The organism is Candidatus Stoquefichus sp. SB1, from assembly GCF_001244545.1.
In the GTDB taxonomy this organism is placed as follows: domain Bacteria; phylum Bacillota_I; class Bacilli_A; order Erysipelotrichales; family Coprobacillaceae; genus Stoquefichus.
In genome coordinates this window covers 651,952-677,133 of record NZ_LN852696.1, presented here as the reverse complement: position 1 = coordinate 677,133, position 25,182 = coordinate 651,952, and the positions used below count along the sequence as shown (strand labels likewise).

Below are 25,182 nucleotides of genomic sequence, written 5' to 3'. Positions count from 1 at the left end.
TATTTCTTAAAATCAACTATTATTTTTTATCACTTACAATGATTTTCATAGTATTTCATTTTTTTTACATATTAATCAAAGCAAATAAAGCAACAACAGTTGTTAAAGTCGCAAGAATTGTAGCTGTTTTAACCAATTGTGGCTGGACACGATAACGATATTGAATATGATATAAATTATTGACTTGTCGAGACTTTGTACAATGATAATCTGACAATAATGCAATCAATAAAATAGCAATTCTCATCCATAAACTCGTTCCAATTCCCCAGCTAATGGGCCATGGAAAAATAGCTAATCCAAATGCTAAAATAGCCGTACCTAAAGCTGGAATCACATAAGGATTTTTTAATTCATCAATCTTTTGATCTTGTTTTATTTTCTTTTTAGACTCCTTAGACTGATCATTTTTTTGTCGTTCTTCATACTTTTGGCTATCGCTACGTTGTTTTATAACTTTCACTTCTTCACCACAGCTATCACAGAACTTTGCTGTATCACTTAATTTTGCACCACATTTTCGACAATACATCATTCTCTCCCCTTTACTTTAAGATCACTGTCGTTAAATTCAATAAAGCAATGTAACCACTCATAATAATCGCCACCATTGCAAACTTACTATTTCCATTTGGTTGGAAACCTCTTTTCTTATCCTGACGATCAATCATAAATGACATAACTCCACAGCCAATAGCTCCGATATAACCAACCATGCTTATTATAAATACAAACTTTGTATCCATTCCTAATGAGCCAACAATGGAACCAACAATAAAATCAAATCCAATCAAAGAAATGAGGAAAAGCATCAGTCCAAGTTTACTCCAACTATTTTGACGAGGATTTTGTTTTAAAGAAGGATCAATCTTTTGACTTTCTCGCTCTTTTTCAATTTTTTCCTTCGCTTTCTCTAAATCTTGTATATTTACTTTTTTTAATGGTTTACCACAATAAGTACAAAATGTAGAATCATCAGGTAAATCTTTATGACAATATGGACATTCTTTCATTTTCTTTTCCTCCTAGTCTAAGAAAGGAGACCTGTTAACAAGTCCCCCTTATTCATTTTAAGCGTTTGCAGCAACAGTTGCAGCAGCTTCTTCTTCCAATCTCTTCACTTCAGATTTTTCATAAGCTTTCCAGAATGGATAGAAGATAACCATACCAATTGCTAAGTTAATAAATACAACAATAAATCCACCAATTGAACCTCCAGCAGCTAAATAACCTAAGATAGGAGATGGTGTTGCCCATGGTAAATTCAAATACATTTTTCCTACAAAACTAATACTTGTTAACCAATAAGTTAAAGCTCCAGTTACTGTATGTGTAACAACAAATGGAATAATCAAGAAAGGATTCAACACAACTGGTAAACCAAACATAATTGGTTCAACAATACAGAAGATTGCAGGTGGGAAACAAATAGCAGCCAATGGTTTTAAGTGAGGTAATTTCTTACTTGACATAACCATATAAATTAAGATTGGCCAGCAGCTAGATACCCATTGAGATAATCTACATAAGTTTGGTGTCCAAGTATATGGTAAATTAGCAACTGCAGTTCCAGCCATAGCAGCAGCATTATTTTCACCAATCCAAGTATTTAAGAATGCACTTGTAACAGCACCAGTGATATTATCACCATGTAAACCACAAGTCCATAACAATGCAGATAAGAATTGTTGTAAAGAATAAACAAAGATATTGTCAGCAGCAGACAAAACAGGTAATAACATATTTCCAATCATTTCTGGAATATTAAGACCACCGATTGTTCTAATTCCCCAACAAATAATTGCAATAATGAAATAAGGAATAATTGCTGAGAAACTATCAGAAATTGCAGGAGGTACAGAATCAGGTAATTTAATACGGATATGATATTTATAGCACAAATGAATAACATTAATTGCAATTGCACCAGCAACCATAGCAGTAATAACACCAGCACCACCCCAGTAAGTAATTTCAAGGGCATTTGGCAATGCATCAGCAGCAACACCTTCAACAAATAACTTACCAACAGCATTGTAGTTTAATAAGATAAATGCAAAGAATGCACCAACAGCACCTGTTGTCTTATTGAAACCTTTAATTTCAGCATATTCAGCTCCCATTGCAATCACAATGTAAACAGCCATCATCCCCATAGATAAGCTATTAATTAAAGCTAAATCACCAGCCCAAGGCTTCATGAATGGCAACAATGCAGTTTCTGTTAAACCACCATCAGAACATAAAAGAAAAATAATTAAGAAAATAGAACCAACCATAGTAACCCCGATTGATCCAACCATACCATTAACAACTGCTTTAATGAATGGTATTTGACCAAACCTTGTCATTGGTCCAGCGATGACATCAACTTTTGCCATCAATTTGTCCATAAAGGACATGTTTTCAGTAGACATATAAATTCTCCCTTCGTTATAGTTTTGAAAACATAGTGTAAACGTTTTCTCTTTACGCTTTTATTCTATCATGTCACTCAATTTTTTCTATATTATCAATTGGCACAACTAATGCCGAGTAACTCTCTTTTTTATCCAAAATGCTTATTTATCAACGATTTCAAGCAATTTTGAGAAAATAACTTTTTAGAGAAAACGTTTACACATTTGTCGAACTTTGTTATAATTAAAACGGCGAGGAGGGATTATTGTGAATTTAAAGAAAAATGAAATTGAAATTATAAAGTTATTGATTTCATCAACTCAGTATATATCTTCATATGATATTGCAACAGCAACAGGTATTAATCGTCGCTTAGTCAGAGATGAAATGTTAAATATCAAGAAAATATTAAAAACCCTTGGTTATGAACTGATTTCTAAAACTTCTAAAGGTTATATTATTGAAGGAAAATCATCACTTTCTTTACAAGCTTTAGCAAATGTTATTGAAGATGCTGAACGTCAGCGTGAATCCATTTTTCCTACTCTTCCATGGGAACGTCAAAATTATATTATTAAAAGATTAATTGATAAAAATGATTATATGAAAATAGATGATTTGGCTGATGAACTATTGATTAGTCGTTCAACGATTTCATGTGATTTAAAACAAGCCCGTCAGACTGTGAAAAAGTATGGCTTAACAATGCATCAAAAACCTAATTATGGAATTTGTATCGTTGGTGATGAAGTGAATAAACGTAAACCTATTTGTGATTATTTATTTACAAATTTAAGACAGTCAGAAATGTTTTATGACTATTTAAATTCATATATAGCTGAAAAAGATTCATTAGAATATGGTATTATTGAAATTATCAAAAAACATCAGGTAGAAATGTCTGACATTGCTTTATGTGATTTTCTTTTAAGTCTTTCTGTCAGTATTACAAGAATTCTTTCAGGTTATACGATTACTGAAACACCAGATTTATCTCCTATTGAAGGACGACATGAATTTTTAGCAGCAAGTGATATTGCTGAATTTATTCAAAAACGTATTCAATGTCAAATGAATGAAAATGAAATCAATCAAATGGCAATTCAACTTATCTGTAAAAGATCTTCAAAGGGAATTGAACCTATCAATGAAGCAAGTACATTGATATTAATCAATGAAATTCTTGACGAGATTCAAAAACAAACCCTTTTAGAATTTCAAGATGAAAAATTTAAAACTATCTTTACATTATATATCGAAGCGGCATTGATCCGTATTACATATCATGAAAAAATAAGAAATCCCCTCTATGATGAATTAAAAACAACCTACCCTCTGGCTTATGAACTAGCAGAAATTACTTCATCCGTTATAAAAAAATATACGCATCAATCTTTATCAATGAGTGAATTAGCATTTTTTGCAATTATATTTAATACGCATATTCAAAATCAAAAAATCAATAAAAAAAGAGTTCTTTTACTATGTGGATTAGGTGGTGGAGCCGAAGATTTAAGTGCTTCTCAAATTTTAGACCGCTTTGAAAGTCAAATTGATATCATTAAAACTTCACAGTATTATAAACTTCCAGATGAAGATTTATCACAGTATGATTTTATTATTTCAACAGTCCCTATTCATAAACAATTATCTATCCCATATATTAATATTTCACAAATTATTAATCAGGATGATCTTGATAAAATAGAAAACTACCTGTCTTATCTTTTTAATAAAAATAAAATTGAAACAATTTTTCATCCTAAGCTCTTTAAAGCACATGTCAAAGCCAAAAATAAAACAGATGTTATGAATACATTTTATAAAATGCTTAAATCTCAATATCCAACATTAAAAGAATCATTTAAAAATAGTTTATCTATGAAAGATCAAAGAACTATTATTGGATATAAAAATAAAGTTGGTATTGTTAAACTCAATAAACCATTAAACAATAACAATATTTTAGCAGTATTAATACTAAATGATCCTATTCTTTGGGATAAACATGAACTTCAAATCATCATCCTCTTTTCATGTCTAGATACAAATAATTATATCTATAACACATTAACCAATACACTCATCAATTTAACAATTAAAGAAAATCATATTGAATCTTTTATAGCCCAGGCAAACTATGCTGATTTCTTAAAAATGATGATAAAACACCAGTAATCTGATAAACTTCTTATGACTAAGAAGAATATCTTACTGGTGTTTTTTTATTACAAACAGTTTTGTATACAATGTAATAGATAATTGATTCTTATTTATCTATTAGCTTAAATCAAGTACTTTGTTTAATATTTCTATATCGTATATATAAACATGGAAAATAGGTTTAACTTTTAATGCAAGAGTGTTCCACAATACTCACACTCCGTTGTTCCATGACCTTTTATCACATTCTGTGCCCCACAGCCAGGACATACAACTGTCCGGAAATCATTATCTATATTTTCTTGCGTTGTCACATTTTGAGAATGATTTTCTAAAACAATACACTGCTTTGTTTTATCTATATAAGCATTTTGAAAATATCCTTTGTCAATCATATTCTGTAAATCTTGAGTGACTTGCGTAGCAGAAATAGCAAGAGCTGATGAAATTTTAGCGATGGATGTCACCTTTGAATTGACAATGAGTGATATATAATCACGATATTGCTTTCTTTCTGCTTCAATAGATCTGCTTTTTCTTAATATTAATACGCCTCCAGCAATAAAAAGAAGACTAACAACAATATAGAAAATCATATCACTACCAGTTACAACAGTTGTCACTCCATCTACAGTTTGTTCCATTTGTCCAGTTAATGTCAGGATAATAGAAATGGCTCCAAAACCAATTAAAACATATGATATATATTTTAAAACTGATGATTTTTGGAAAACTGCAGTTTTATCATTCCTTAATTTTTGAACTAGGAAAAAGAGTCCAACTGGCCATACAAAAATCAATAAAACAATAATAAGTGTCCACGATTTTGATTTTTTCATTAATATTTACACCTTTCCATATTTTGCTTGTTGAGAAATCAACTGATATTGCTGAATCCGAGATTGAATATACTGAAATTCTTGAATACTATCATAATCTTCATCTTGATAATGATTTTGAAAATATATAAGTGAACGAGCAAGTGAATCAAGATCAAAATCTCTTGATAAATCTAATGATTTTAAAGTAGAAGATAATAATGGAATTTGTTTCATTATTTCTTCATCCAAATTCAAATGATTGAATTGTTCAAGTATCTCTAAACAAACTTGCAGCTGATTAAATTGATGATTGATTCCACTTGTTTTTATATACATACGTTTTGCAAAATAAAGAACAACTGTATATCCTACCAAAGCAATGCCATATATCAAGATAATGAAACCAATGGTCATATATCCTAGTAAAGAAACTGTAGCTATTACTACAATCATAACAAGAGAAACAATAATCAATCCTGGAATAAGAAATGCTTTTTCAATCTTCTTTAGTGATAAGCCACGATAGAGGGTAAATGTTGCAAGTAACTCAGCACAAGCAACATTAACAACTATATAAGAACTTATCCCCATTAAAATGAATGCAAGAATTGTAATGAACGTTATTAAAAGTCCTAAGGCAGGGAAAAATTTTTCTGCTTTCATCATAATTTTTCACCGCATTCCGGACAAAATTTTACATTTGCTCCGACTTCTACACCACATTTTGGACAAACTTTTCTTATTGGCTGCCCACATTCAGGGCAAAACTTAGCACTTACTGGAATACTGGCATGACAGTGAGGACACTCTTTAGTATCACTGATTCTTGTATCAGCACCACACATTGGACAGAATTTAGCAGTTTCTTCTATTTTTTGATGACATTTTGGACATTCTTTCATCTTTGTAGATGTATCAATTTGACTTGTCAGTCCGCCAACTTGTTGACCCATAGGTCCACCAATTCCTACACCCATGCCAAGACCAATTCCAGCACCCATCATGCCACCACTTCCGCCTTCGTTCTTAGCAGCACCTTCCAGTGTATCGAACGATCTTTCCTGTTGATAGTTATATCCTAATATATCCATTTCAGCACGTTTTGCAAGAGCATCTTTTAATTTCTTAACTGCTGAATCATCTTCTGGGATACTAATATCATTAATATTAAAATTAACAATTGAAATTCCATATTTAGCCATTTCAGGAATCATTTTTTGATAAATATAATCTGATAATTCTTCTAATGAAGCATTGATTTCTAGAACACTAATTCCTTCTTTAAGAATAAATGAAGAAATCGCATCTTTAACTTTCGTTAGATAAATGCCTTTAAAATATTTTGTCACATGTTCTTTATCAAAATAAGGAAGCGTCCCTACTAAAGATGTTAAGAACTGTCTTGAATCTTCGATTTTAATAGCAAACTGTCCATAAGATCTCACTGGTAAAAAAACTTTATATTTAGGATCTTGTAATTGTATAGGTGAAGGTGTTCCCCATTTAATATCCATCGATACAATTTTATTAATAAACCAAACTTCTGCTGTAAATGGTGATTTCCCACCAAAAGGAAGACCAATTAATCCTGTTAATAGTGGAATATTTGCAGTATCTAAAACATGACGACCTGGTCCAAATAAATCTAATGCTTTACCACTTTTATAAAGAATTGCTTCCTGTGACTCATTGACAACCAACTGTGTCCATGTACTTAACTCCTGATTTGGGTACTTCCAGGCAAAGATATCTGGTGCCCCATCATACTTTACAAAATCAATAATTGCCATTGCTTTTCCTCCATCTCTATTTATTTTCTATACAAGTGTTAATATCTCTAATTCATCTATTTTATAGCAACTTTTTCTAGCATGAATATCTCTTTGACAATATTCACAATGACTTGTTTTTTTCAGATCAATAGGTGCTCCACAATATGGGCAGACAGTTAAACTTTTTAATGATTGAAAACCATCAGATTGTATATGCACATCTTTAACAAAGACAACCTTATATTTAACATTTCTTTTTTTGGTTGAAGAACCACGTAAAATTTCTGCACTATCAATAGAACAATAATAATCAATTAAAGACATCTCTATATTGACTTCAATACAATCCAAATCTTTTTTCTGCTCATATCCAACAATATGAAGACTATTTATTTGGATATCTTTCACAACATTTTTAACATTTCGCTGTTCCATATTTTTCAACTGTTCTTGATGAAGCGAGAACAGTTGTTTTGTTTCATATTCAGCCAATAACTCAATATCTTTATTCGACCATGCTTCTTCTAACTCATTCATCACATCTTTACACCAATTATAAAAATCACTTTCTACAAATTGTGAATCAGCTTTTTGAATATTCATTTTTAGTTTTTCATCCATTATCTCACCTACTTCTTTTCCAATTCTCCATTCATTAAGAAAAGATACTCATTTTCCTTTAATTCAATCGTAGCTGTTTGATCATTTTTAATCTTTTTATAATATCGACTATGATATCTATTAGACATATTTTTTATAAAATCTGATAACTGACTCTGATCAATAATCCAATAATCACAAGGATAAAGTGTTTGTGCAGATAATTGATATTTTCCTGGTTGTAAATGTTGCCCAACTTTAAAAACACCACTTGTAAATCCTTCTGTATTTAATTTTGGAGAATGATCCAAAGAATAAAGCGAAACAGAAGGAGCAACAGTCACATTGCGTCCATTTTCTAAATAAAATATAGTATCTTGTTGCCAGCTATATTCTTGATAAATACCACTCATTTCTGGCTGATTTTGATGAACAGCAATATAATATCCAGACAAAATATCTTGCCCAACAACATATTCTCCTTGATTATATATTTTTTCATGCATTTGTGCTATAACCTGGTTTTGAACATCACTATTTTCAACTGATTTTGATTGAACTTCATCAAGCCAATGGTTCCATCGCTGATAATATGTTTCAAACAAAGGAATATCCTTTAAATAATCAATATCATCTTCCCATGCATCCATATCAATATCTTTATTGATTATCTCCATAGCCAATGTATTGTCTATCTTATCCATAAATTTTATAAGAATATTCTTAATGGCTTGTGCAGATAAACTCTCTGTTTCTAAAGTTACACTCGATACTGGTTTCACTGTATATTCCTTTGATAATGACAAAGCGATTTGAGAAAACTGATTTTTTAGTTTTGAATCGATATTCGCATCAAAAATAAAAACAATGTTCTTATCTCGATAACTATCAGATACATAATACGGTGATTCGACATGCACCAGAAATTTTTGAAACTGTTGAGATTCATCAATTTCCTGAATATACCCATTGATTTGTTTTAATTGATTATATCGTTTTATCGCATCATATTCTTTTTCATAAACTTCAATATCCATGTATTTTTGAGAAGTCTCGCCATTATACAATGTATACTTATTTGAATTTTCATAATCATCTAATTGTTGACTATGATTATCATCAATTTCAGTTACCATTTTTTGTAAGAACTGATAGGGTGTTATCGTAGTGGCATCTTGTTTGTTCTTACGGACACAAAAAAATATCACGACAATAACTAGAACAATGCCTAAAATAGCATAAGGTTTTTTTGATTGTGGTTTTTTATTTTCAACTGTTTTTATTTCAACTGGAGTCGTGTAATCTTTTGAACCTATCACTTTTATCACCTCATACCTATGATATCATTTTTCCTAAAAGAAAAGAATCAAAATGAATTGATTCCTTAAAATTCTTTGACTATCTCATTAAATTCATCTAACCACTCTGATGAATAATCTTCAATCATTCCCATATCACATAACTTTGCTAGTTCACTATCCAATGGTAAGTGTCCTAGAATCTTTAAATCATATTTTTCAGCCACTTCTTCTAAATGACTCTTTCCAAATACAAAAATCTTATGACCACAATCTGGACATTCTACATAACTCATATTTTCAACAATTCCCAAAATAGGTATATTCATCTTTTTAGCCATATTCACTGCTTTACCAACAATCATTCCAACTAATTCTTGAGGGCTTGTCACAATCACAATACCATCCATTGGTAAAGACTGAAAGACTGTCAATGGAACATCTCCAGTTCCAGGTGGCATATCGACAAACATATAATCAACGTCGCCCCATTGAACATCACTCCAAAATTGCTTTATCATACCAGCTAAAATGGGCCCACGCCAAACAACTGGATCTTCTGGGTGATCTAACAGTAAGTTTGTAGATATAATTTTTGTTCCATATTGTGTTTTTGCAGGAATAATTTCCTGTCCATTAGAATAAAGTTCTACTCCTTCTACACCAAAAGTTGTTCCAATGGAAGGCCCTGTAATGTCACCATCTAACACAGCAACTTTTTTCCCTTCACGTTGTTTTAAAACAGCTAATAAAGATGTTATAGAAGATTTCCCTACACCGCCTTTACCACTGACAATACCAATGACTTTTTTAACAGAAGAATGAGCATTCATTGGTGCTAGAAAACTTCTTTCATCACATTCTTCTTGACATGATCCACAATCATGATTGCATTCATTACTCATATTCTTTCCTCCATATTATATTTTTTTATTAATTTCTGATATAAATCTTGTTCATTTAATCCAAAAATCTCTCCGTGGTTCTCATAATATGAACTGCCATTAGCAAACAAGATATCTAAAACAAGACTTTGTTTACGGATATTCATTTTGATGAGAAATGGCTGAGCCCACCTCGTTGTCCCAATAATTGCTGCATCTAACCTTGTTCGATAAGCTTCACTCATTGAGGAACGAACTTTCATAATTTTATTCATTGGCTCCATACTTATATTTGATACCCTCATGATTTGTTTATACAATTCAATATAATCCAAACATCTTTCACCATCTATTTTTAAAGCTAGACCATTTTTTAATCTAATGAAATCTTTCTCTTCAATGGCTAGATTCCCTTTATATGAGTATGCAATATTCTCCATCACTTTTTGTTTTGACAGTGTCTTAAAAATAAGATATCCTTCAACATCTTTATCTAAATATAAATCTTTCCACTCCATATTAACCACCGTTATTTATTATAGCATAAATGACATCATTATCATACAATAGACACTTCTAATTTTCATCCTTAAAAAGATTTATGATTCAATATATTCTTTTTTAAACGTAAATCCACGTCCACGAACTTCATTAACTTTACTAATAACCATAAAAGCATGTTCATCAATATTAAGTACTAAATTATTTAATTTAGGTAATTCACGATTAGAAACAACAGTCATAACAACAGGATATTCATTTTTCATATAACCAGAAATAGACTTTAACATCGTTGTGCCACGATCTAATTCATGAATAATAGCTTCATTGATTTTAGCATATTCTTTTGAAACTATCATAATTTCTGTTTGTGCTTTTCCAACAACAAGAACCTTATCTAAAACCAATGTGTAAGTTGCTACCAAAACAATTCCATACAAAACCATTTCTCTATCAGTATAAAAGACTTGCATCAATAAAATCATAAAATCAAAAGCATACATTGAAACAGAAACAGGAATGCCAATTTTTTTATTAATAACTAATGGTGGGATATCCATTCCACCAGTAGAAGCATTACATTTAATCACAATACCAATAGCACTTCCTATCAAGACTCCACCTAGCAAAGCAGCTAATAATGGATCACTTGTCATTTGTGTATAACCTATTGTTTTTTCCAATAGACTTAATATAAAAGGAAAATAAAAAGTACTAATTAAGGTTGTTAAGGCAAATGTTTTCCCTAATATCCAAAAACCAATGCCAAACATACCTATATTAAAAATAGAAACAAATACTGTAATAGGAATTCCAAAGACATGATGAGCAGCAATTGCAAGACCAGTTGAACCACCTGTAATTAATCCATTAGGGACAATAAATAATAAAACTGCTAATGCATATATAGTATTCCCAATTAAAATTCCTATTATATTTTTTATTGTTTGATATGACATGAAAATTCCTCCATTCTTTAAACCGATTGATATTATAACATGGATTGATCATTATGATGACAATAATTGATAAAAATAAACACATATTAAAAAGTTCAACAGTATATATTCCTAAAACATGTAAATAATATATATGAGGTGATTACTATGTTTAAATATGAAAGTCGTTATTTACATCCTGTTAAAGTGGATAAACCTAATCCTAATTATGCAACACTCTTACAAGAACAATTAGGTGGCCCACAGGGAGAATTAAAAGCTGCTATGCAATATTTTGCACAAAGTTTTAGAATTCGAGATAAAGAAATAAGAGATTTATTCTTGGATATTGCAACTGAAGAATTATGTCATTTAGAAATGATTGCTGAATTAATCAATTTATTAAATGGTGGTCAGCCATGTGCTCAAGATGCTACAATTGGTAGTGTTGAAGCCCATGTCTTATCAGGACTTACACCTATGTTAGCAAATGCATCTGGCTATTTATGGACTGCTGCATATGTTAATGAAACAGGTGATTTAGCTGCTGATATCTTATCAGACATTGCATCAGAACAACGTGCAAAAGTTGTTTATGAAAATCTTTATCGTCAAATTGATGATCAAGGAGTTAGAGAAACAATTGATTTCTTATTAAATCGTGAAGAAGCACACAATACAATGTTTAGACAGGCATTTAATAAAATTCAGGAATCTGCACGTTCTCAACAAAATTGGGGAGTCACAAAAGATTCACGTATCTATTTTGACTTATCTAATTTAGATGGACAAAACTTTGATCCTAATGATGTTCCACCAAGCTTTAATCTTGATAAATTCTAAATATTTAACGACAATTATATACAATAAAAGAGTGACTCACATCACTCTTTTATTATACATATTGAACAACCCTCATATATCATATCAGATTTTATAAATCTATTTATTTTTCATATTTCTTTTTTAACAACGTCAAAGCTAAAACCCCTGATATAACACATACAACTGCAATCGGTGCAATGACACTTGTATCCGCTGTTGCTGGTTTATTTGGTTTTGAACCTAGACCACCATCATCTGTAGAAGGTACATAAACAACTGCAACTGGTGATAAATCCTGGAAATACTGTGTAATTGAATTTGTAGCAAAATCAATGCTTGTAGGTGTTAAAATTTCCCATACATTACGAACTGTACTATAATGAAGAATTTTAACATCTCCTAATCCTTTTACTAAATTAGGAACTTCCCAAGTAATTGTAACATTTTTAACATCTTTCATTGGTTCACCTGTTGTTTTATCAATAAGTGTTAAATCTTGAACTTGTGTTAAAACTTCTAATTCTTCTAATTTCAAACCATTTAAACCTTGTACTTGTGTATTTGTAGAATTCAAGATTTCCACTAATTTTTCAGGCTCTGCATTGATTTGTTTGATAGCTTCTACTATCTCTTTTTTAATGACAACAGATGAAAAATCACTTTTAAAACCAGCAGTCACCTGATTTGCATCAACTTTCTTTCCATCTATTAAAATTTCTTTAGTGTCTATAGTTCCGTTGTGTGAAATACTTGGCTTTGCAAATACTGGTGTTAAACAAATGCACAATGTCATCACAACTGCTACGACTTTTGTTAATTTCTTCATTTTTCTCTCTCCTTTTTGTAAAACAATTTTAATTTGAGATCTTGTAATTGATTTTGATCAATTATAACCTCATCATGATATTTCCCTACTTGTTCTTTACCTTCTATAGTATAAAAGGATTGTTCATAATCAATTTGGTAATTCATAACCATTTCAGCATAATCTGAAATTTCTTCTAAAGTTATATTCGTAACTGTATTTTCATAAAAGTGATATAATCTTTGAATCACTTGTTGAAAATCATCTTTTAACATCCTCTTTAATTGCTCTAAATAAGCCTCTATATAAACTTTATGTTTTTCCATTCTCAATGTATTAGAATAGTCCATTTGTGTATCTCTTGTTCTTAAAAACTTTTCAGCATCTTCAGGCTTTAATTGAATTGTTTTTCCTTTTTTCCATTGAGAGTTAAATGCGCTATAATCTTCTGTTAAGTCAATTGACAATGTTCCTACAATATTTTGTAAATCTTTAATAGAATTCATATTCATAGCTGCATAATTAATAATAGGAATATCTCCAAGCATTTTAGAAATAGCATCTATAGTTAATTGACAGCCTTGCTCTGATGTCTGACCATAAGAATATGCTAATCCAAGATGCTGCTGTTTCCATCCTAACTCTTCCCCTGAAGCATTAAAAACACGTATATCGGTCATAATATCCCTTGATAAGGATAATATTTTCATGTTTTTCTGGGCTTGATCCATGAGAAGTAATTGAATTGTATCAGATTGACCGACTTCATTATTTTGAACAGTATCAATCCCTAAAAACAAAACCAATTCTAAATCCGAATTAAATTGATAATTCTGATTATGAATTGTTATAAGCTGATAACTATTCACATCATCATCAATTGTTTCACTTTCAACATCTCCATTTGTACTCACAATCACAATTCCTACAACAGCACAACATAGCACAGCAATAATAACAGCAATGAATAATTTATACTTATTTGTAGTATTCGCCATACCCATACTCATAATAATCAGCCTGATGTTTTTCAATTCTATTCAATACTGCACCTACAACCCGACAATCATTTCTCTCTAATTCTTTTTTCACTCGTTGAACAGTATGTTTTTTAACAAAGTTATTACGTATCACAAGAACAATACCATCAACTACTCTACCTACAATTGTTGCATCAATTCCTGCACTCATTGGTGAAGTATCAATAATAATAATATCAAACTCCTGTTTCAGGGTTTCAATAAGCTTTTCAAACATTGAACCCGTCAATAATTCTGTAGGATTAGGTGGAACTTTACCTGCAAAAATAACATATAAATTTTCTTCACTTGTTTCATATAAAAAATCTTGTGTCTGCTGACTCAAAAAATCACTTATTCCTGTTGTTTTTTCCCGTACAGTAAAAAATTTTCTTAAACTTGCTTTTCTTAAATCACAATCAATTAAAACAACTTTCTTACCTATTTCAACATAACTTTTCGCTAAATAGAATGCCGAAGTTGTCTTTCCTTCATTAGGTGTTGCACTTGTAATTGCAATAGTATTCATATCTTTTGTATACAAGAGATTGGTTCTAAGCGTTTTAAAAGATTCCAAAAGAAACTTATCATCATGTCTTTTCTTAATTTCAGCTTTTCCTAATTTCATTGCAGCACCTTCTGTCCAATCACTTTACGTGCATTTCTTTTTTCTCTTTTAATAACCTTACTTTCTACAACTGCTGCTAAAACAGGAATACCTAACGATTTCTCAACATCATCAACTGAACAAATTTTATCATTAGCAATAAATTGAACAAATAAGGCACCAACACCAACAAAACATCCCAATAATAAGCCCATTAAAAAAACAATCTTGGGTGATGTATTCACTTTTTGATTATTGACTATCGCATTTTCAACCAAATAAGGTTGTTTAGAATCAATTTCTTTAATACTATCCATACCATAACTGGCTAGTGTATCAGCAATTTTCTTTGACATAATTGCATCATCAGTTGTCACAGTCATTTTTAGAATTCTAGTATTAGTAGGATTAGAAATTTGAATACATTGTCCTAATTCAACATAACTCATTGTTAAATCTAATTTTTTAATAACTTTCTCTAAAATGGGACGACTTTTTAAAATAATTTCATAATCGTTTGTTAATTCAGAACCGATTTGTAAATCTTGTAAAGAAACTGAAGTTTTCGATCCTCTCATATAAATCATTGAATTGGCTTCATATTGTGGAACTTCAAACTTCCATAAATAAATACCTGCACAAAGAATACCTATCAAAGAAGTTATCACAACAACATACCAATAATGTTTGACATGTAAAAATAAAGCTTTTAAATCTATCTCAATTTCATCATCATATTGGTCCGTCTGTATATCCATCCTATCATTCCCCTCTTTTTTCAATTAATGAATAAAATTCGTTTTCTTAGAGTATCCTACTCTAAGAAACATTGATAATTTTCTTGATATATAAACTTTTTTTAATCAATGACCATATTTTAGACGTTAATTAACTGATTGATTTTATTCATATAATCACGTTTTAAAGCAAATGAAGGATGAACATATTTGTTAAGTGTAATATTGACATTTGCATGTCCTAATATTTCACTTAAACATTTCACATCAAAACCTAGTTCAATACATTTTGTTGCAAAAGTATGTCTTAATGCATGAAAATGCATATTTTCAATATTATTTTGTTGCATTAAAACTTTAAATTTATTTTCTAAACATCTAGGTTCTATGTACTTTTCTATATCTCCAGTTAAAAAGAACTCATTTTGATGACATTCAAATGGTTTTAATAATTGAATGAGATCTTGAGGAATAGGAATTCGTCTTATGGAACATTGACTTTTGGGAGTTGTAATGATGATTTTGGTTTTTTTGTTATTGTTATTATCTTTATTTTGAATACGTTGCATTGTTCTATCAATGATAAGTTCTTCCTCATCAAGATAAATATGATCCCATCTTAATGCACACAATTCTCCAATTCGTATTCCAGTTGAAAGTGCTAGTAGTATTCCTAAATGAATAAGTGTTTGATGTCCTAAAATATACTGGCATAGCTTTTGTTGTTCTTGAGAGTTTAAAATTCTCATGCGTTTTTCTTTGTTTTGTTTGACTGTCATTTGATGATAATCAAAATGGATATGACCATAATAGCATTCAATATATCTCATTATATTTTTGAATACTGAAATAACATCTGCTACTGATTTCGTTGATAAACCTTGACCATTTTGGGAACCTTGATTTAATAATTTTTGAATAAATTGATTCATCATCTGAATAGATATTTTATTGAATTGAATTTCACCTAAATCAGGAATAATATACATATATATAATGTTATAATATTTTATATATGTTGATTCTTTAATGTTTTTACGATGTTCTTTTAGCCATTCTATACAAAATAAAGAAAAATGATATTCATGAAAATATTGTAGAGATATTGAGTTCTGTTTTGCAATTTCTAACTTTCTTTTAATATCACTATAACTTTTTCCATATATAGATTTATATTTTGCTTTACCAGATACATCTCTGTCAATAATAAATCGACCTTCCCATCTTCCGTCTTTTCTTTTATATATATTTTCTCCTCGCCTTGGCATTATTAACACCTCCTTTCCAATGACGAGAATATTGACGATAAATAAATTTGATTTGTTATAAATAATGAGTCATACTTATTAATTTGTCATATTTTCATCACACGATTAACATTAATACCTTGACAAAGAGTCATATATTTCATAAAATGTAATAAATAATGAATGATTCCTTATAGTATAGATATATAAATATCTTTCTTATATTAGGATACTTCAAGAAAGATAATCAAACTGATACACTATATAAACTTTATCTATATATCATATAAAAAGTATCTTTTTACTACTAAAAAAGAAAAATGATACTTTTTTTGTACCAAAAAAGATGTTGTCATTCAAATCTATAGACACACATGCCTTTTTATCATAAAATATTTATTATAAAAAATCTATTCTTAATCAAAAAACAAAATAAGAAAGGAGCACAAATGTACGAGAGAATGTTAGACAAACAAGTTGTTCCATCAATCACAGACATGACAACTTATTGCGAAGAAAATGCAGAATTATTTACTATGATCAATGAATGGTTAACAAACACCTATGATACTGTACAAACAATTGTATTTCCTTATGGAAAGCATTATGGGTGGGCAATTGCTCATCGAAAAAAGAAAAAGCTTATATGTAATATTTTTGCTGAGAAAAATGCTTTTACAGTTATGATGAGACTTTCAGACAAACAATTTCAATCTATTTATAATCAAATGCAAAAAGATACTCAAGAACTCATTGATAAGAAATATCCATGTGGTGATGGTGGATGGATTCATTATCGTGTTACATGTTCACAACAGTATAAGGATATTCAGACACTTTTATCAATCAAGTGTACAGATTAAAGAATTCTTAATTATAGTATATTAGATAAGAAATGATATTGATTATGACCATTTTTAAACAAATCAAAGAAAGGAAGTTTTAAAATCATTGTATCATCAATGAAATTAATTCTTCCTTTTTAGATACTCAATAAAAAAAGAAAACATCGAAGAAAGGTTTCATTATTCTAAACAAAAAGAGTATTAGACTTTAAATAAATCTAATACTCCTGTAACTATAACTCTTATTTACTTTCTTTTCTAAAAAAACTAACAATAATGTTTTAAAATTATTCACTATTTAGGCTGGAAATCCACATATGAATAGGTATTTGTATCACTATAATCCCACCATTCATTTTGATAACCAACGAATCCATATTGATACATTGTCTTTTCTAATAGCCTTACATTATTGACTGCCTCTGAATTATGAATATCTTGATAATCTCTATCAGCTTTTTTGGAGAATTCATCAAACTGGGTTGGCATAGGGATTTCTGTTCCATCTTTTTTAACCATTGTGATATCTACAGTATATCCTAAATTATGTGTTCTTGGTCCTTTTGATGGATTAGCAACATAACGCGAATCACTAACAACCTGCCACAATTTCTTTTGGGCTGAGAAAGGTCGATATGCATCCCATATCTTAAGACTATAACCTTTACTTTGTAAATCATTTTGAACTTTCATCAGTTTTTGGACCGTTCCATATCGTAAATAAGCATCCTTAAATGAATAAATAACTTGTCCTGTAAAGTTGTTTGATGAAGCATATCGCAGATCTATAAATATATTTGGAATAAAGTCTTTAATTTTCACATAATCACTGTTTTTAATCGGTTGAACATTAACCTGACATCTATCCACTTGACCATTTGCCGAAACTGTAATTGTACCCTTCCCGGCATTTTTGGCAGTAATTTTTCCATTTTCATCAACAGTTATAATATTCGAATCATTTGTCTGAAATATTGGTTTGTCTTTTCCTTTTACTTCAACTTCCAATAAAGCAGTTGTATTAATTTGCATATAAAGATTTTTTTGTTTACATTTTGTTATAGGCTGAGTGACTTTGACAATTAGTTCTTTTGTTGTTTCATTCTGATATTCATCTATTGCTTTGATAATAGTCTTATATTCACCAATAGAATCATATTTGATATTATCTTCATCACAAGTTATAGTGACTTTTGATAAATCATCAGCAGTATATATTTGACCATACTGAGGTTTAACATTCAATGGTGTTTCACAAATATTTTTAAATGTTTTAAATTGGGGAGGTGTTGTATCTTTTACATAAATCTTAAAATCAAATTTATCATTTTCAAATATGATTGAAGCTGGGTACTCACCAACAGCAGGATAATCTTTATCGTTCTCATTAGGAATATTCACCTTCAATTGTGCCTTGGATAAAATCATTTCTTTATTTTTATCATGATCAATATCTAAATAATCACCTACATTCATTGAAATATTTTGTCCATACTCAATGGTAAAATCAGTTGATTTTAATTTTAATCTTGATTGCTTCATAAACATTATCACCATTATAACAATCAAACAAATGCCTATACCTATAACTACTTTTTTATTTATAGTTTTCCCCTTCATAATGATTTCCCCTTTATTTACATAATAATAGTATCTAATTAAAGTATCAAATATTAAAAATAATGATATCATAAAAATAAGCATATATCAATCAAGCTCATAATGTATATTAATGATATTTAGATTAATAAGATAAATAATCAGGACTGTTGAAAATGGTGTTTTAAAAGCGTGTATATCTCATATTTTGAACAAGAAAAGGAAGTTGTTATTTCATTGATCATTCAATGATTCAAAACTTCCTTATTTTATTTAATCTAATTCGTCTCCATTTGTTTCAATCACTTTTTTATACCATTGAAATGATTTTTTCTTTTTTCTTGAAAAATCTCCACTGCCATCATCATATCTTTCTACATATATGAAACCATATCTTTTTTTCATTTCGCCAGTTCCTGCACTTACAATATCAATACATCCCCAAGGAGTATATCCCATCAAATCGACACCATCTAATTCTACTGCATCTTTCATAGCTTGAATATGATTTCTAAGATATTCAATACGATATTCATCATTGATTGTCCCATCATTTTCAATATTATCAGGAGCCCCTAATCCATTTTCTACAATAAACATCGGAATATGATAACGATCATAAATTTCATTCAGAGCGATTCTTAATCCTAATGGATCAACTGTCCAACCCCAGTCAGAAGTTTTCAAATATGGATTTTTACAAGCGATAAACTGGTTTCCCTCTGTTTTTTCAGCATTAGGATCTGTTGAAGATACTGTTGACATATAGTAACTAAATCCTATATAGTCAACTGTCCCATTTTTAATAATATTCAAATCATCATTTTCCATTTGAATGGCAATACCTTTTCTTTCAAAAAACTTTAACTGATATTCAGGATAATATCCTTTGACTTGAATATCCATATAAAAATGTTTTTGTCTATTAAACTCTATAGCTTCCATCACATCTTCAGGGAGACAAGTCATTGGATAACTTGGTGTATATGAAACCATCATACCAATTTTATTTTCTGGATTGATTTCATGTCCTAACATAACAACTTTCGCACTAGCCACAAAAATATGATGATGTGCCTGATATAAGTTTTGTGGACAGTTATCATGTATCCCAATTTGACACCAACCAGATAATACATTCATTTCATTAAACGTCATCCAATATTTCACCTTGTTCTTATATCTAGTCAATACTATTTTGGCATAGAATACAAAGAAATCAATGACTTCTCGACTTAACCAACCATCATAATGATCAGCTAAGTACAAGGGCATATCAAAGTGGTTGAGTGTCACAATTGGCTCTATTCCATATTTTAAAAGTTCATCAAATACATCATCATAAAATTGCAATCCTTCCTCATTTAAATCATACATACCTTGAGGACAGATTCTTGACCAGCTGATTGACATTCTGAAACATTTAAATCCCATTTCCGCCATCAAAGCAATATCCTCTTTAAAATGATGATAAAAATCAGTTGCTTCATGACTTGGATAGAAAACATCTTTCTTAATATATCCTTTCGCTCCAAGAGGAATCTTTCCTGTCATTGTACTATCAACAGGTGATTCATCACATACTCCATCTTCAGTCATATATGTGATTCTACGAGGAATTTGATATCCTCCACCAGTGACAGCATCGAAAGTGCTTAATCCGCGACCACCTAAATTGTAACCACCTTCATGTTGAGATGCTGCTGTCGCTCCTCCCCATAAAAAATCTTTTTTAAATGTCATGCAATAATCCTCCCTTTTTCTTTTTTATTTTCATTTTTATTATAATGAATTAAAAAAGGAATATCTAATACTTATATTTCATATCAAGATATTCCTTATGTCTATTTCTTTATTTTACAAAAAAGTTTTGTATTTCAGTTAATAACTTTTGTGATATTGGGCTAAATACCTGATATTTTTTCCAAATAATATACATATTTGTTTTAAGTTCAGGAAACAGGGGCTTAAAGCACAATTCACTATGTTCACTTGTATCAATCAGTTTATCAAAACTTAAAGCATATCCAAAACCTTTTCTTACCATTATGGAAGCATTATAAATGAGATCAAAAGTTGCAACGATATGCATTTGATCCAATTTTTCTTTAAAAATCTTGGGATAATCCTCAGTCAAGCCCTGTCTTGATACGATTAATGGAAGATTCAGTAGATCATCAACAGTTATAAAATCTTTAGAAGCGAGTTCTGCATCTTTACGCATAATAACACCCCATCGATCACTTGCTGGTAATTTCATATAATTATATTTTGAAAGATCAACTTCTTGAACAATAATCGCAAAATCTAATAATCCTTTATCTAATCGCTCTGCAATCACCTCAGTATTACCACTATATAAATGGAACTTAACATCAGGATACTTTAATTGTAACTGTTTAGCAATCGTCGCAAAATAACAAAATGATTCTGATTCAGCTGCTCCTATATAGATATCACCTCCAGTAATATCATCTAACGATTGAAATTCCTCCATTGTTTTATCAACCATATTTAAAATATCTTCTGCTCTTTTTCTTAGAAGAATGCCTTCTTCTGTTAAATGAATACTATAATTACTTCGAGTAAATAATTTCTTTCCAACTTCCTCTTCTAATTGTTTCAATTGTTTTGATAAAGTTGGCTGGGTTACGTGCAGTTGATCGGCAGCTCTGGTCATGTTTTGTTCTCTAGCAACTGCTAAAAAATATCTTAATACTCTAATCTCCATTGTATCACCTCTGGTCATATTATATCACGCTCAGATATTCCTATAAAGAATATCTTGATATAAATTATAAATATTAGACATTTTATAAGTATGAGCTTAAGATAATTGAAAAGGAGGTATATAATGCCAGAATTTCACAATAAAAAAATGATTATTTATCAGAATTTGATAGATGCTGGATGTAAGAAGCAAGATATTAAAGAATGTATATTAATGTATGAAAACAAGGAAGAAAAAAAATTAGCAAATCAATTATCACTTTATAGAAGAGCATTACTTAATGATTTACATCAAGCACAATATAAGATTGATTGCTTGGATTATTTATTATACCAACTAGAAAAAACTAAGTAAAAATTATTTTATAGAATAGAAATGGAGGATAACTATGATTTATAAAGATTTTCAAGATTTAAAATTATCAGCACTAGGATTAGGAGCAATGCGTCTGCCTGTCATTGATGGTAATGATAGCAATATTAATGAAGAAGCAACGAAAGATATGATTAATTATGCGATGGAAAAAGGAATTAATTATTATGATACTGCATGGGGATATCATGGTGGTCAATCAGAAATTATGATTGGAAAAGCACTAAAGAATTATCCTAGAAATAGTTTTTATCTTGCTACAAAATTTCCTGGTTATGATTTATCAAATATGCCAAAAGTAAAAGATATATTTGAAGAACAGTTAAAGAAATGTCAGGTTGAATATTTTGATTTTTATTTATTTCATAATGTTTGTGAAATGAATATAGAAGCTTATTTAGATGAGAAATATGAAATCTTTGATTATTTATGGAAACAAAAAGAAAATGGAAGAATCAAACATTTAGGTTTTTCAGCACATGGTGATCTCCCTACAATAAAAAGGTTTTTGAAAGCTTATGGTGACAAAATGGAGTTTTGTCAAATTCAATTAAATTATTTAGATTATCTGTTTCAGGATGCTAAAGCAAAGATTGATTTATTAAAAGAATATAATATTCCAGTATGGGTGATGGAGCCACTTCGTGGAGGAAGACTAGCCAACTTACCAGAAGAGTATGTTAATGAATTAGCATTACTTCGTCCAAAAGAAACAATTCCAGCTTGGGCATTTCGTTTTTTACAATCTATTGATAGTGTGACAATGGTTCTTTCAGGAATGTCAAACTTTGAACAACTAAAAGAAAACATAAAGACTTTTGAAGAAGAAAAACCACTTCGTAAAAAAGAATGGGATCAATTATTATCCATCTCTTCACAAATGTTAGAAAAGAAAACATTACCATGTACAGCATGTCATTATTGTACAAGTCATTGCCCTAAAGGATTAGATATTCCTTCTTTATTAAGTTTATATAATGAACATTGTTTTACTGAAGGAGGATTTATTGCACCTATGGCATTATCTGCTCTACCAGATGATAAAAAGCCAAGTGCATGTATAGGATGTCAAAGCTGTGAAACGGTTTGTCCACAACAAATTAAGATTTCTAAAGTCATGAGTGATTTTACCAATAAGTTAGGATAAGGTGATGAAAAAATGAAATATACTCAATTAAATAATGGTGTTTTAATGCCTCTTGTTGGAATTGGAACTTGGAATCTTAGAAATGAAGAATGTATTGAAACGGTTTCTAAAGCCATTCAATTAGGATATAGACTTATTGACACTGCCCAAATGTATGGTAACGAAAAAGAAGTAGGATTAGGAATATTAAAGAGTAGAATTGACCGTCAGGAATTATTTGTGACAACAAAAATATATCGTATAAGTAATAGTTATGAAAAAGCAAAGAAAGCAATTGATATTTCTTTAAAAAATCTACAATTAGACTATATTGATTTACTCTTACTTCATGAACCTTATGTACAAGGACCACAGATGTATAAAGCTCTTGAAGAAGCTTATAAAGAAGGTAAAATCAAAGCTATTGGCATATCAAACTATGATGAAAAATGGTATCAGAATTTTATTAAGGAATGTTCAATTATTCCTGCTATTAATCAAGTTGAAGCCCATATCAATTTCCAAAAATGGGAGTTACAAGAGATACTAGAACAACACGGAACTTTAATGCAGGCATGGTCACCACTTGCACAAGGAATTGGGAATATTTTTAAAAATTCCACCCTTGTTTTCATTGGTAAAAAATACAATAAATCACCTGCACAAATAGCATTACGTTTTCTAGTACAACGGGGAATAGCAGTTATTCCTAAATCAAGTAAAGAATCACGATTGATGGAAAATATTGATATTTTTGATTTTAAATTAACTCATGAGGACATTGAAACAATTAAACAACTTGATAAGAATAGAACTTTATTTTCATGGACAGAAAGTTTTTAAGCAAAATGAGGAGAAATTTAATATGAGCAAAACAAAGATTCATACTTTAAGAAGATGGGAGAAGATATGATTGAATAGTCATTAATCCTGAAAGGAGTTCAAAGTTATGAAAAAATTATTTTTATCCATTTCATTCATTTTATCATTATGCTTGATGGTAGCTTGTCAAGCTCATTCTAGCAAAGAAAAAGAAATGGAAACAAGCAACAAGCAAACAAATCATGAAAAAATAAGCACCTTTGATTTTCAATCAAAAACAGTCATTTTAAGTAGTGGCTATAAAATGCCTCTTAATGGGATTGGCACATATAGTCTCAATAATGACGTATGTTTTGACGCTATTACGAGTGCTTTAAATTCAGGAGTACGATTAATTGATACAGCATATATGTATCACAATGAAGAAGCTATTGGTAGAGCAATCAAAGCTTCCAATGTTCCTCGAGAGGATATCTTTATTACAACAAAAATATATCCTAGTCAGTTTGATGAACCTGAAGAAGCCATTGACTTAGCTTTAGAAAAATTAAATGTTGATTATATCGATTTAATGTTATTACATCATCCTGGTGATAATGACGTCAAGGCATATAAAGCAATGGAAAAATATGTGAAGCAAGGTAAGATTCGCTCAATCGGTTTATCTAATTGGTATGTTGAAGAACTAGAGAAGTTTCTACCACAAATGTCAATAACACCAGCAGTTGTCCAAAATGAAATTCATCCTTTCTACCAAGAAAATGATGTTATCCCATATATTCAAGAAAAAGGCATTGTCGTTGAAGGCTGGTATCCTTTTGGTGGAAGAGGTCATACAAAAGAATTATTAACAAATGAAACAATTTCAGCAATTGCTCAAAAACATGGTGTCACAAGTGCTCAAGTTATTCTTCGCTGGAATCTCCAAAAAGGAGTTGTTGTCATTCCTGGTTCCAGCAACCCTGAGCATATCAAAGAAAATACTCAAATTTATCATTTTACATTATCCAATCAGGAAATGGAACAAATAAACGCTTTAGATAAGAACGAAAAACATGATTGGTATTAAT

At 30.0% G+C, this 25,182-nt stretch carries 26 protein-coding genes; 7 read left to right on the top strand and 19 right to left on the bottom strand.

The features are described from left to right. Nucleotides 1-64: 64 nt before the first annotated feature. Genes BN1865_RS15780 through BN1865_RS15770 form a run of 3 tightly spaced genes read right to left on the bottom strand, consistent with a single transcriptional unit; the run spans nucleotide 65 to nucleotide 2,417 of the window. Nucleotides 65-532, bottom strand: a complete 468-nt coding sequence (locus BN1865_RS15780; protein ID WP_050638211.1) for a zinc-ribbon domain-containing protein — start codon at nucleotides 530-532, stop codon at nucleotides 65-67. 13 nt (nucleotides 533-545) lie between these two features. Beyond that, entirely contained in the window at nucleotides 546-1,013 is a 468-nt protein-coding gene (locus BN1865_RS15775) for a zinc-ribbon domain-containing protein (RefSeq protein ID WP_050638210.1), read from the bottom strand. A gap of 57 nt (nucleotides 1,014-1,070) precedes the next feature. After that, nucleotides 1,071-2,417, bottom strand: coding sequence for a PTS sugar transporter subunit IIC (locus BN1865_RS15770; RefSeq protein WP_050638209.1), 1,347 nt, complete (start codon nucleotides 2,415-2,417; stop codon nucleotides 1,071-1,073). Between the two features lie 250 nt (nucleotides 2,418-2,667). On the opposite strand from BN1865_RS15770, the gene BN1865_RS15765 reads away from it, so the two are divergent. Next, entirely contained in the window at nucleotides 2,668-4,578 is a 1,911-nt protein-coding gene (locus BN1865_RS15765; protein WP_050638208.1) for a BglG family transcription antiterminator, read from the top strand. A 173-nt stretch (nucleotides 4,579-4,751) separates the two neighbouring features. On the opposite strand, the gene BN1865_RS15760 is transcribed toward BN1865_RS15765, so the two are convergent. The 8 genes from BN1865_RS15760 to BN1865_RS15725 all read right to left on the bottom strand — a co-directional run bounded on the left by BN1865_RS15760 (nucleotide 4,752) and on the right by BN1865_RS15725 (nucleotide 11,398). After that, a complete protein-coding gene (locus tag BN1865_RS15760) occupies nucleotides 4,752-5,402 on the bottom strand; it encodes a PCI domain-containing protein (protein ID WP_050638207.1) in 651 nt (216 codons plus the stop codon). Between the two features lie 6 nt (nucleotides 5,403-5,408). After that, on the bottom strand, nucleotides 5,409-6,050 hold the full coding sequence (locus tag BN1865_RS15755) for a hypothetical protein (protein ID WP_050638206.1): 642 nt from the start codon (nucleotides 6,048-6,050) through the stop codon (nucleotides 5,409-5,411). After that, the gene (locus tag BN1865_RS15750) at nucleotides 6,047-7,174 is read right to left on the bottom strand and encodes an SPFH domain-containing protein (RefSeq protein ID WP_050638205.1); all 1,128 of its coding nucleotides are present in this window, start codon (nucleotides 7,172-7,174) and stop codon (nucleotides 6,047-6,049) included. The genes BN1865_RS15755 and BN1865_RS15750 overlap by 4 nt, the downstream gene beginning before the upstream one ends. A gap of 27 nt (nucleotides 7,175-7,201) precedes the next feature. After that, entirely contained in the window at nucleotides 7,202-7,777 is a 576-nt protein-coding gene (locus BN1865_RS15745) for a TIM44-like domain-containing protein (protein ID WP_050638204.1), read from the bottom strand. 8 nt (nucleotides 7,778-7,785) lie between these two features. Then, the gene (locus tag BN1865_RS15740) at nucleotides 7,786-9,075 is read right to left on the bottom strand and encodes a hypothetical protein (RefSeq protein ID WP_050638203.1); all 1,290 of its coding nucleotides are present in this window, start codon (nucleotides 9,073-9,075) and stop codon (nucleotides 7,786-7,788) included. A 65-nt stretch (nucleotides 9,076-9,140) separates the two neighbouring features. Then, on the bottom strand, nucleotides 9,141-9,959 hold the full coding sequence (locus BN1865_RS15735) for an Mrp/NBP35 family ATP-binding protein (RefSeq protein WP_050638202.1): 819 nt from the start codon (nucleotides 9,957-9,959) through the stop codon (nucleotides 9,141-9,143). Then, nucleotides 9,956-10,456, bottom strand: coding sequence for a hypothetical protein (locus BN1865_RS15730; RefSeq protein WP_050638201.1), 501 nt, complete (start codon nucleotides 10,454-10,456; stop codon nucleotides 9,956-9,958). The genes BN1865_RS15735 and BN1865_RS15730 overlap by 4 nt, the downstream gene beginning before the upstream one ends. An 81-nt stretch (nucleotides 10,457-10,537) precedes the next feature. Beyond that, nucleotides 10,538-11,398: a YitT family protein gene (locus BN1865_RS15725; protein WP_050638200.1), complete on the bottom strand. Its 861-nt coding sequence runs from the start codon at nucleotides 11,396-11,398 to the stop codon at nucleotides 10,538-10,540. Nucleotides 11,399-11,545: 147 nt separating this feature from the next. On the opposite strand from BN1865_RS15725, the gene BN1865_RS15720 reads away from it, so the two are divergent. Continuing rightward, nucleotides 11,546-12,220: a manganese catalase family protein gene (locus BN1865_RS15720; RefSeq protein ID WP_050638199.1), complete on the top strand. Its 675-nt coding sequence runs from the start codon at nucleotides 11,546-11,548 to the stop codon at nucleotides 12,218-12,220. A 103-nt stretch (nucleotides 12,221-12,323) separates the two neighbouring features. Here BN1865_RS15720 and BN1865_RS15715 read toward each other — a convergent pair whose 3' ends face one another. From BN1865_RS15715 to BN1865_RS15695, 5 genes are all read right to left on the bottom strand, one after another. After that, the gene (locus BN1865_RS15715; protein WP_050638198.1) at nucleotides 12,324-13,028 is read right to left on the bottom strand and encodes a hypothetical protein; all 705 of its coding nucleotides are present in this window, start codon (nucleotides 13,026-13,028) and stop codon (nucleotides 12,324-12,326) included. Beyond that, on the bottom strand, nucleotides 13,025-14,005 hold the full coding sequence (locus tag BN1865_RS15710) for an LCP family protein (protein ID WP_050638197.1): 981 nt from the start codon (nucleotides 14,003-14,005) through the stop codon (nucleotides 13,025-13,027). The genes BN1865_RS15715 and BN1865_RS15710 overlap by 4 nt, the downstream gene beginning before the upstream one ends. Then, a complete protein-coding gene (locus BN1865_RS15705) occupies nucleotides 13,986-14,654 on the bottom strand; it encodes a CpsD/CapB family tyrosine-protein kinase (RefSeq protein ID WP_050638196.1) in 669 nt (222 codons plus the stop codon). Before BN1865_RS15705 ends, BN1865_RS15710 begins: the two co-directional genes overlap by 20 nt. Next, nucleotides 14,651-15,391 (bottom strand): YveK family protein, encoded by a 741-nt coding sequence (locus BN1865_RS15700; protein ID WP_050638195.1) that lies wholly within the window; start codon nucleotides 15,389-15,391, stop codon nucleotides 14,651-14,653. Before BN1865_RS15700 ends, BN1865_RS15705 begins: the two co-directional genes overlap by 4 nt. 119 nt (nucleotides 15,392-15,510) lie before the next feature. Then, nucleotides 15,511-16,638, bottom strand: a complete 1,128-nt coding sequence (locus BN1865_RS15695) for a site-specific integrase (protein ID WP_050638194.1) — start codon at nucleotides 16,636-16,638, stop codon at nucleotides 15,511-15,513. Nucleotides 16,639-17,066: 428 nt separating this feature from the next. Between BN1865_RS15695 and BN1865_RS15690 the strand changes: the two genes are divergently transcribed. Continuing rightward, complete coding sequence (locus BN1865_RS15690; RefSeq protein WP_050638193.1) at nucleotides 17,067-17,480, top strand: DUF3788 family protein; 414 nt, start codon at nucleotides 17,067-17,069, stop codon at nucleotides 17,478-17,480. 276 nt (nucleotides 17,481-17,756) lie between these two features. On the opposite strand, the gene BN1865_RS15685 is transcribed toward BN1865_RS15690, so the two are convergent. The 3 genes from BN1865_RS15685 to BN1865_RS15675 form a co-directional block, all read right to left on the bottom strand. Further along, nucleotides 17,757-19,004, bottom strand: a complete 1,248-nt coding sequence (locus BN1865_RS15685) for a M15 family metallopeptidase (RefSeq protein ID WP_157844143.1) — start codon at nucleotides 19,002-19,004, stop codon at nucleotides 17,757-17,759. Between the two features lie 330 nt (nucleotides 19,005-19,334). Beyond that, nucleotides 19,335-20,804 carry a glycoside hydrolase family 1 protein gene (locus BN1865_RS15680; protein ID WP_050638191.1) on the bottom strand — a complete coding sequence of 490 codons (1,470 nt, stop codon included), beginning with the start codon at nucleotides 20,802-20,804 and terminating at the stop codon, nucleotides 19,335-19,337. A gap of 109 nt (nucleotides 20,805-20,913) precedes the next feature. Then, nucleotides 20,914-21,792, bottom strand: coding sequence for a LysR family transcriptional regulator (locus BN1865_RS15675; RefSeq protein WP_050638190.1), 879 nt, complete (start codon nucleotides 21,790-21,792; stop codon nucleotides 20,914-20,916). A 123-nt stretch (nucleotides 21,793-21,915) separates the two neighbouring features. Here BN1865_RS15675 and BN1865_RS15670 point away from each other — a divergent pair, with 123 nt between their 5' ends. The 4 genes from BN1865_RS15670 to BN1865_RS15655 all read left to right on the top strand — a co-directional run bounded on the left by BN1865_RS15670 (nucleotide 21,916) and on the right by BN1865_RS15655 (nucleotide 25,181). Continuing rightward, entirely contained in the window at nucleotides 21,916-22,146 is a 231-nt protein-coding gene (locus BN1865_RS15670; RefSeq protein WP_050638189.1) for a hypothetical protein, read from the top strand. A 34-nt stretch (nucleotides 22,147-22,180) separates the two neighbouring features. After that, the gene (locus BN1865_RS15665) at nucleotides 22,181-23,311 is read left to right on the top strand and encodes an aldo/keto reductase (protein WP_050638188.1); all 1,131 of its coding nucleotides are present in this window, start codon (nucleotides 22,181-22,183) and stop codon (nucleotides 23,309-23,311) included. A 12-nt stretch (nucleotides 23,312-23,323) separates the two neighbouring features. Continuing rightward, nucleotides 23,324-24,133 carry an aldo/keto reductase gene (locus BN1865_RS15660; protein ID WP_050638187.1) on the top strand — a complete coding sequence of 270 codons (810 nt, stop codon included), beginning with the start codon at nucleotides 23,324-23,326 and terminating at the stop codon, nucleotides 24,131-24,133. 106 nt (nucleotides 24,134-24,239) lie between these two features. Beyond that, on the top strand, nucleotides 24,240-25,181 hold the full coding sequence (locus tag BN1865_RS15655) for an aldo/keto reductase (protein WP_082190013.1): 942 nt from the start codon (nucleotides 24,240-24,242) through the stop codon (nucleotides 25,179-25,181). Nucleotide 25,182 lies beyond the last annotated feature (1 nt).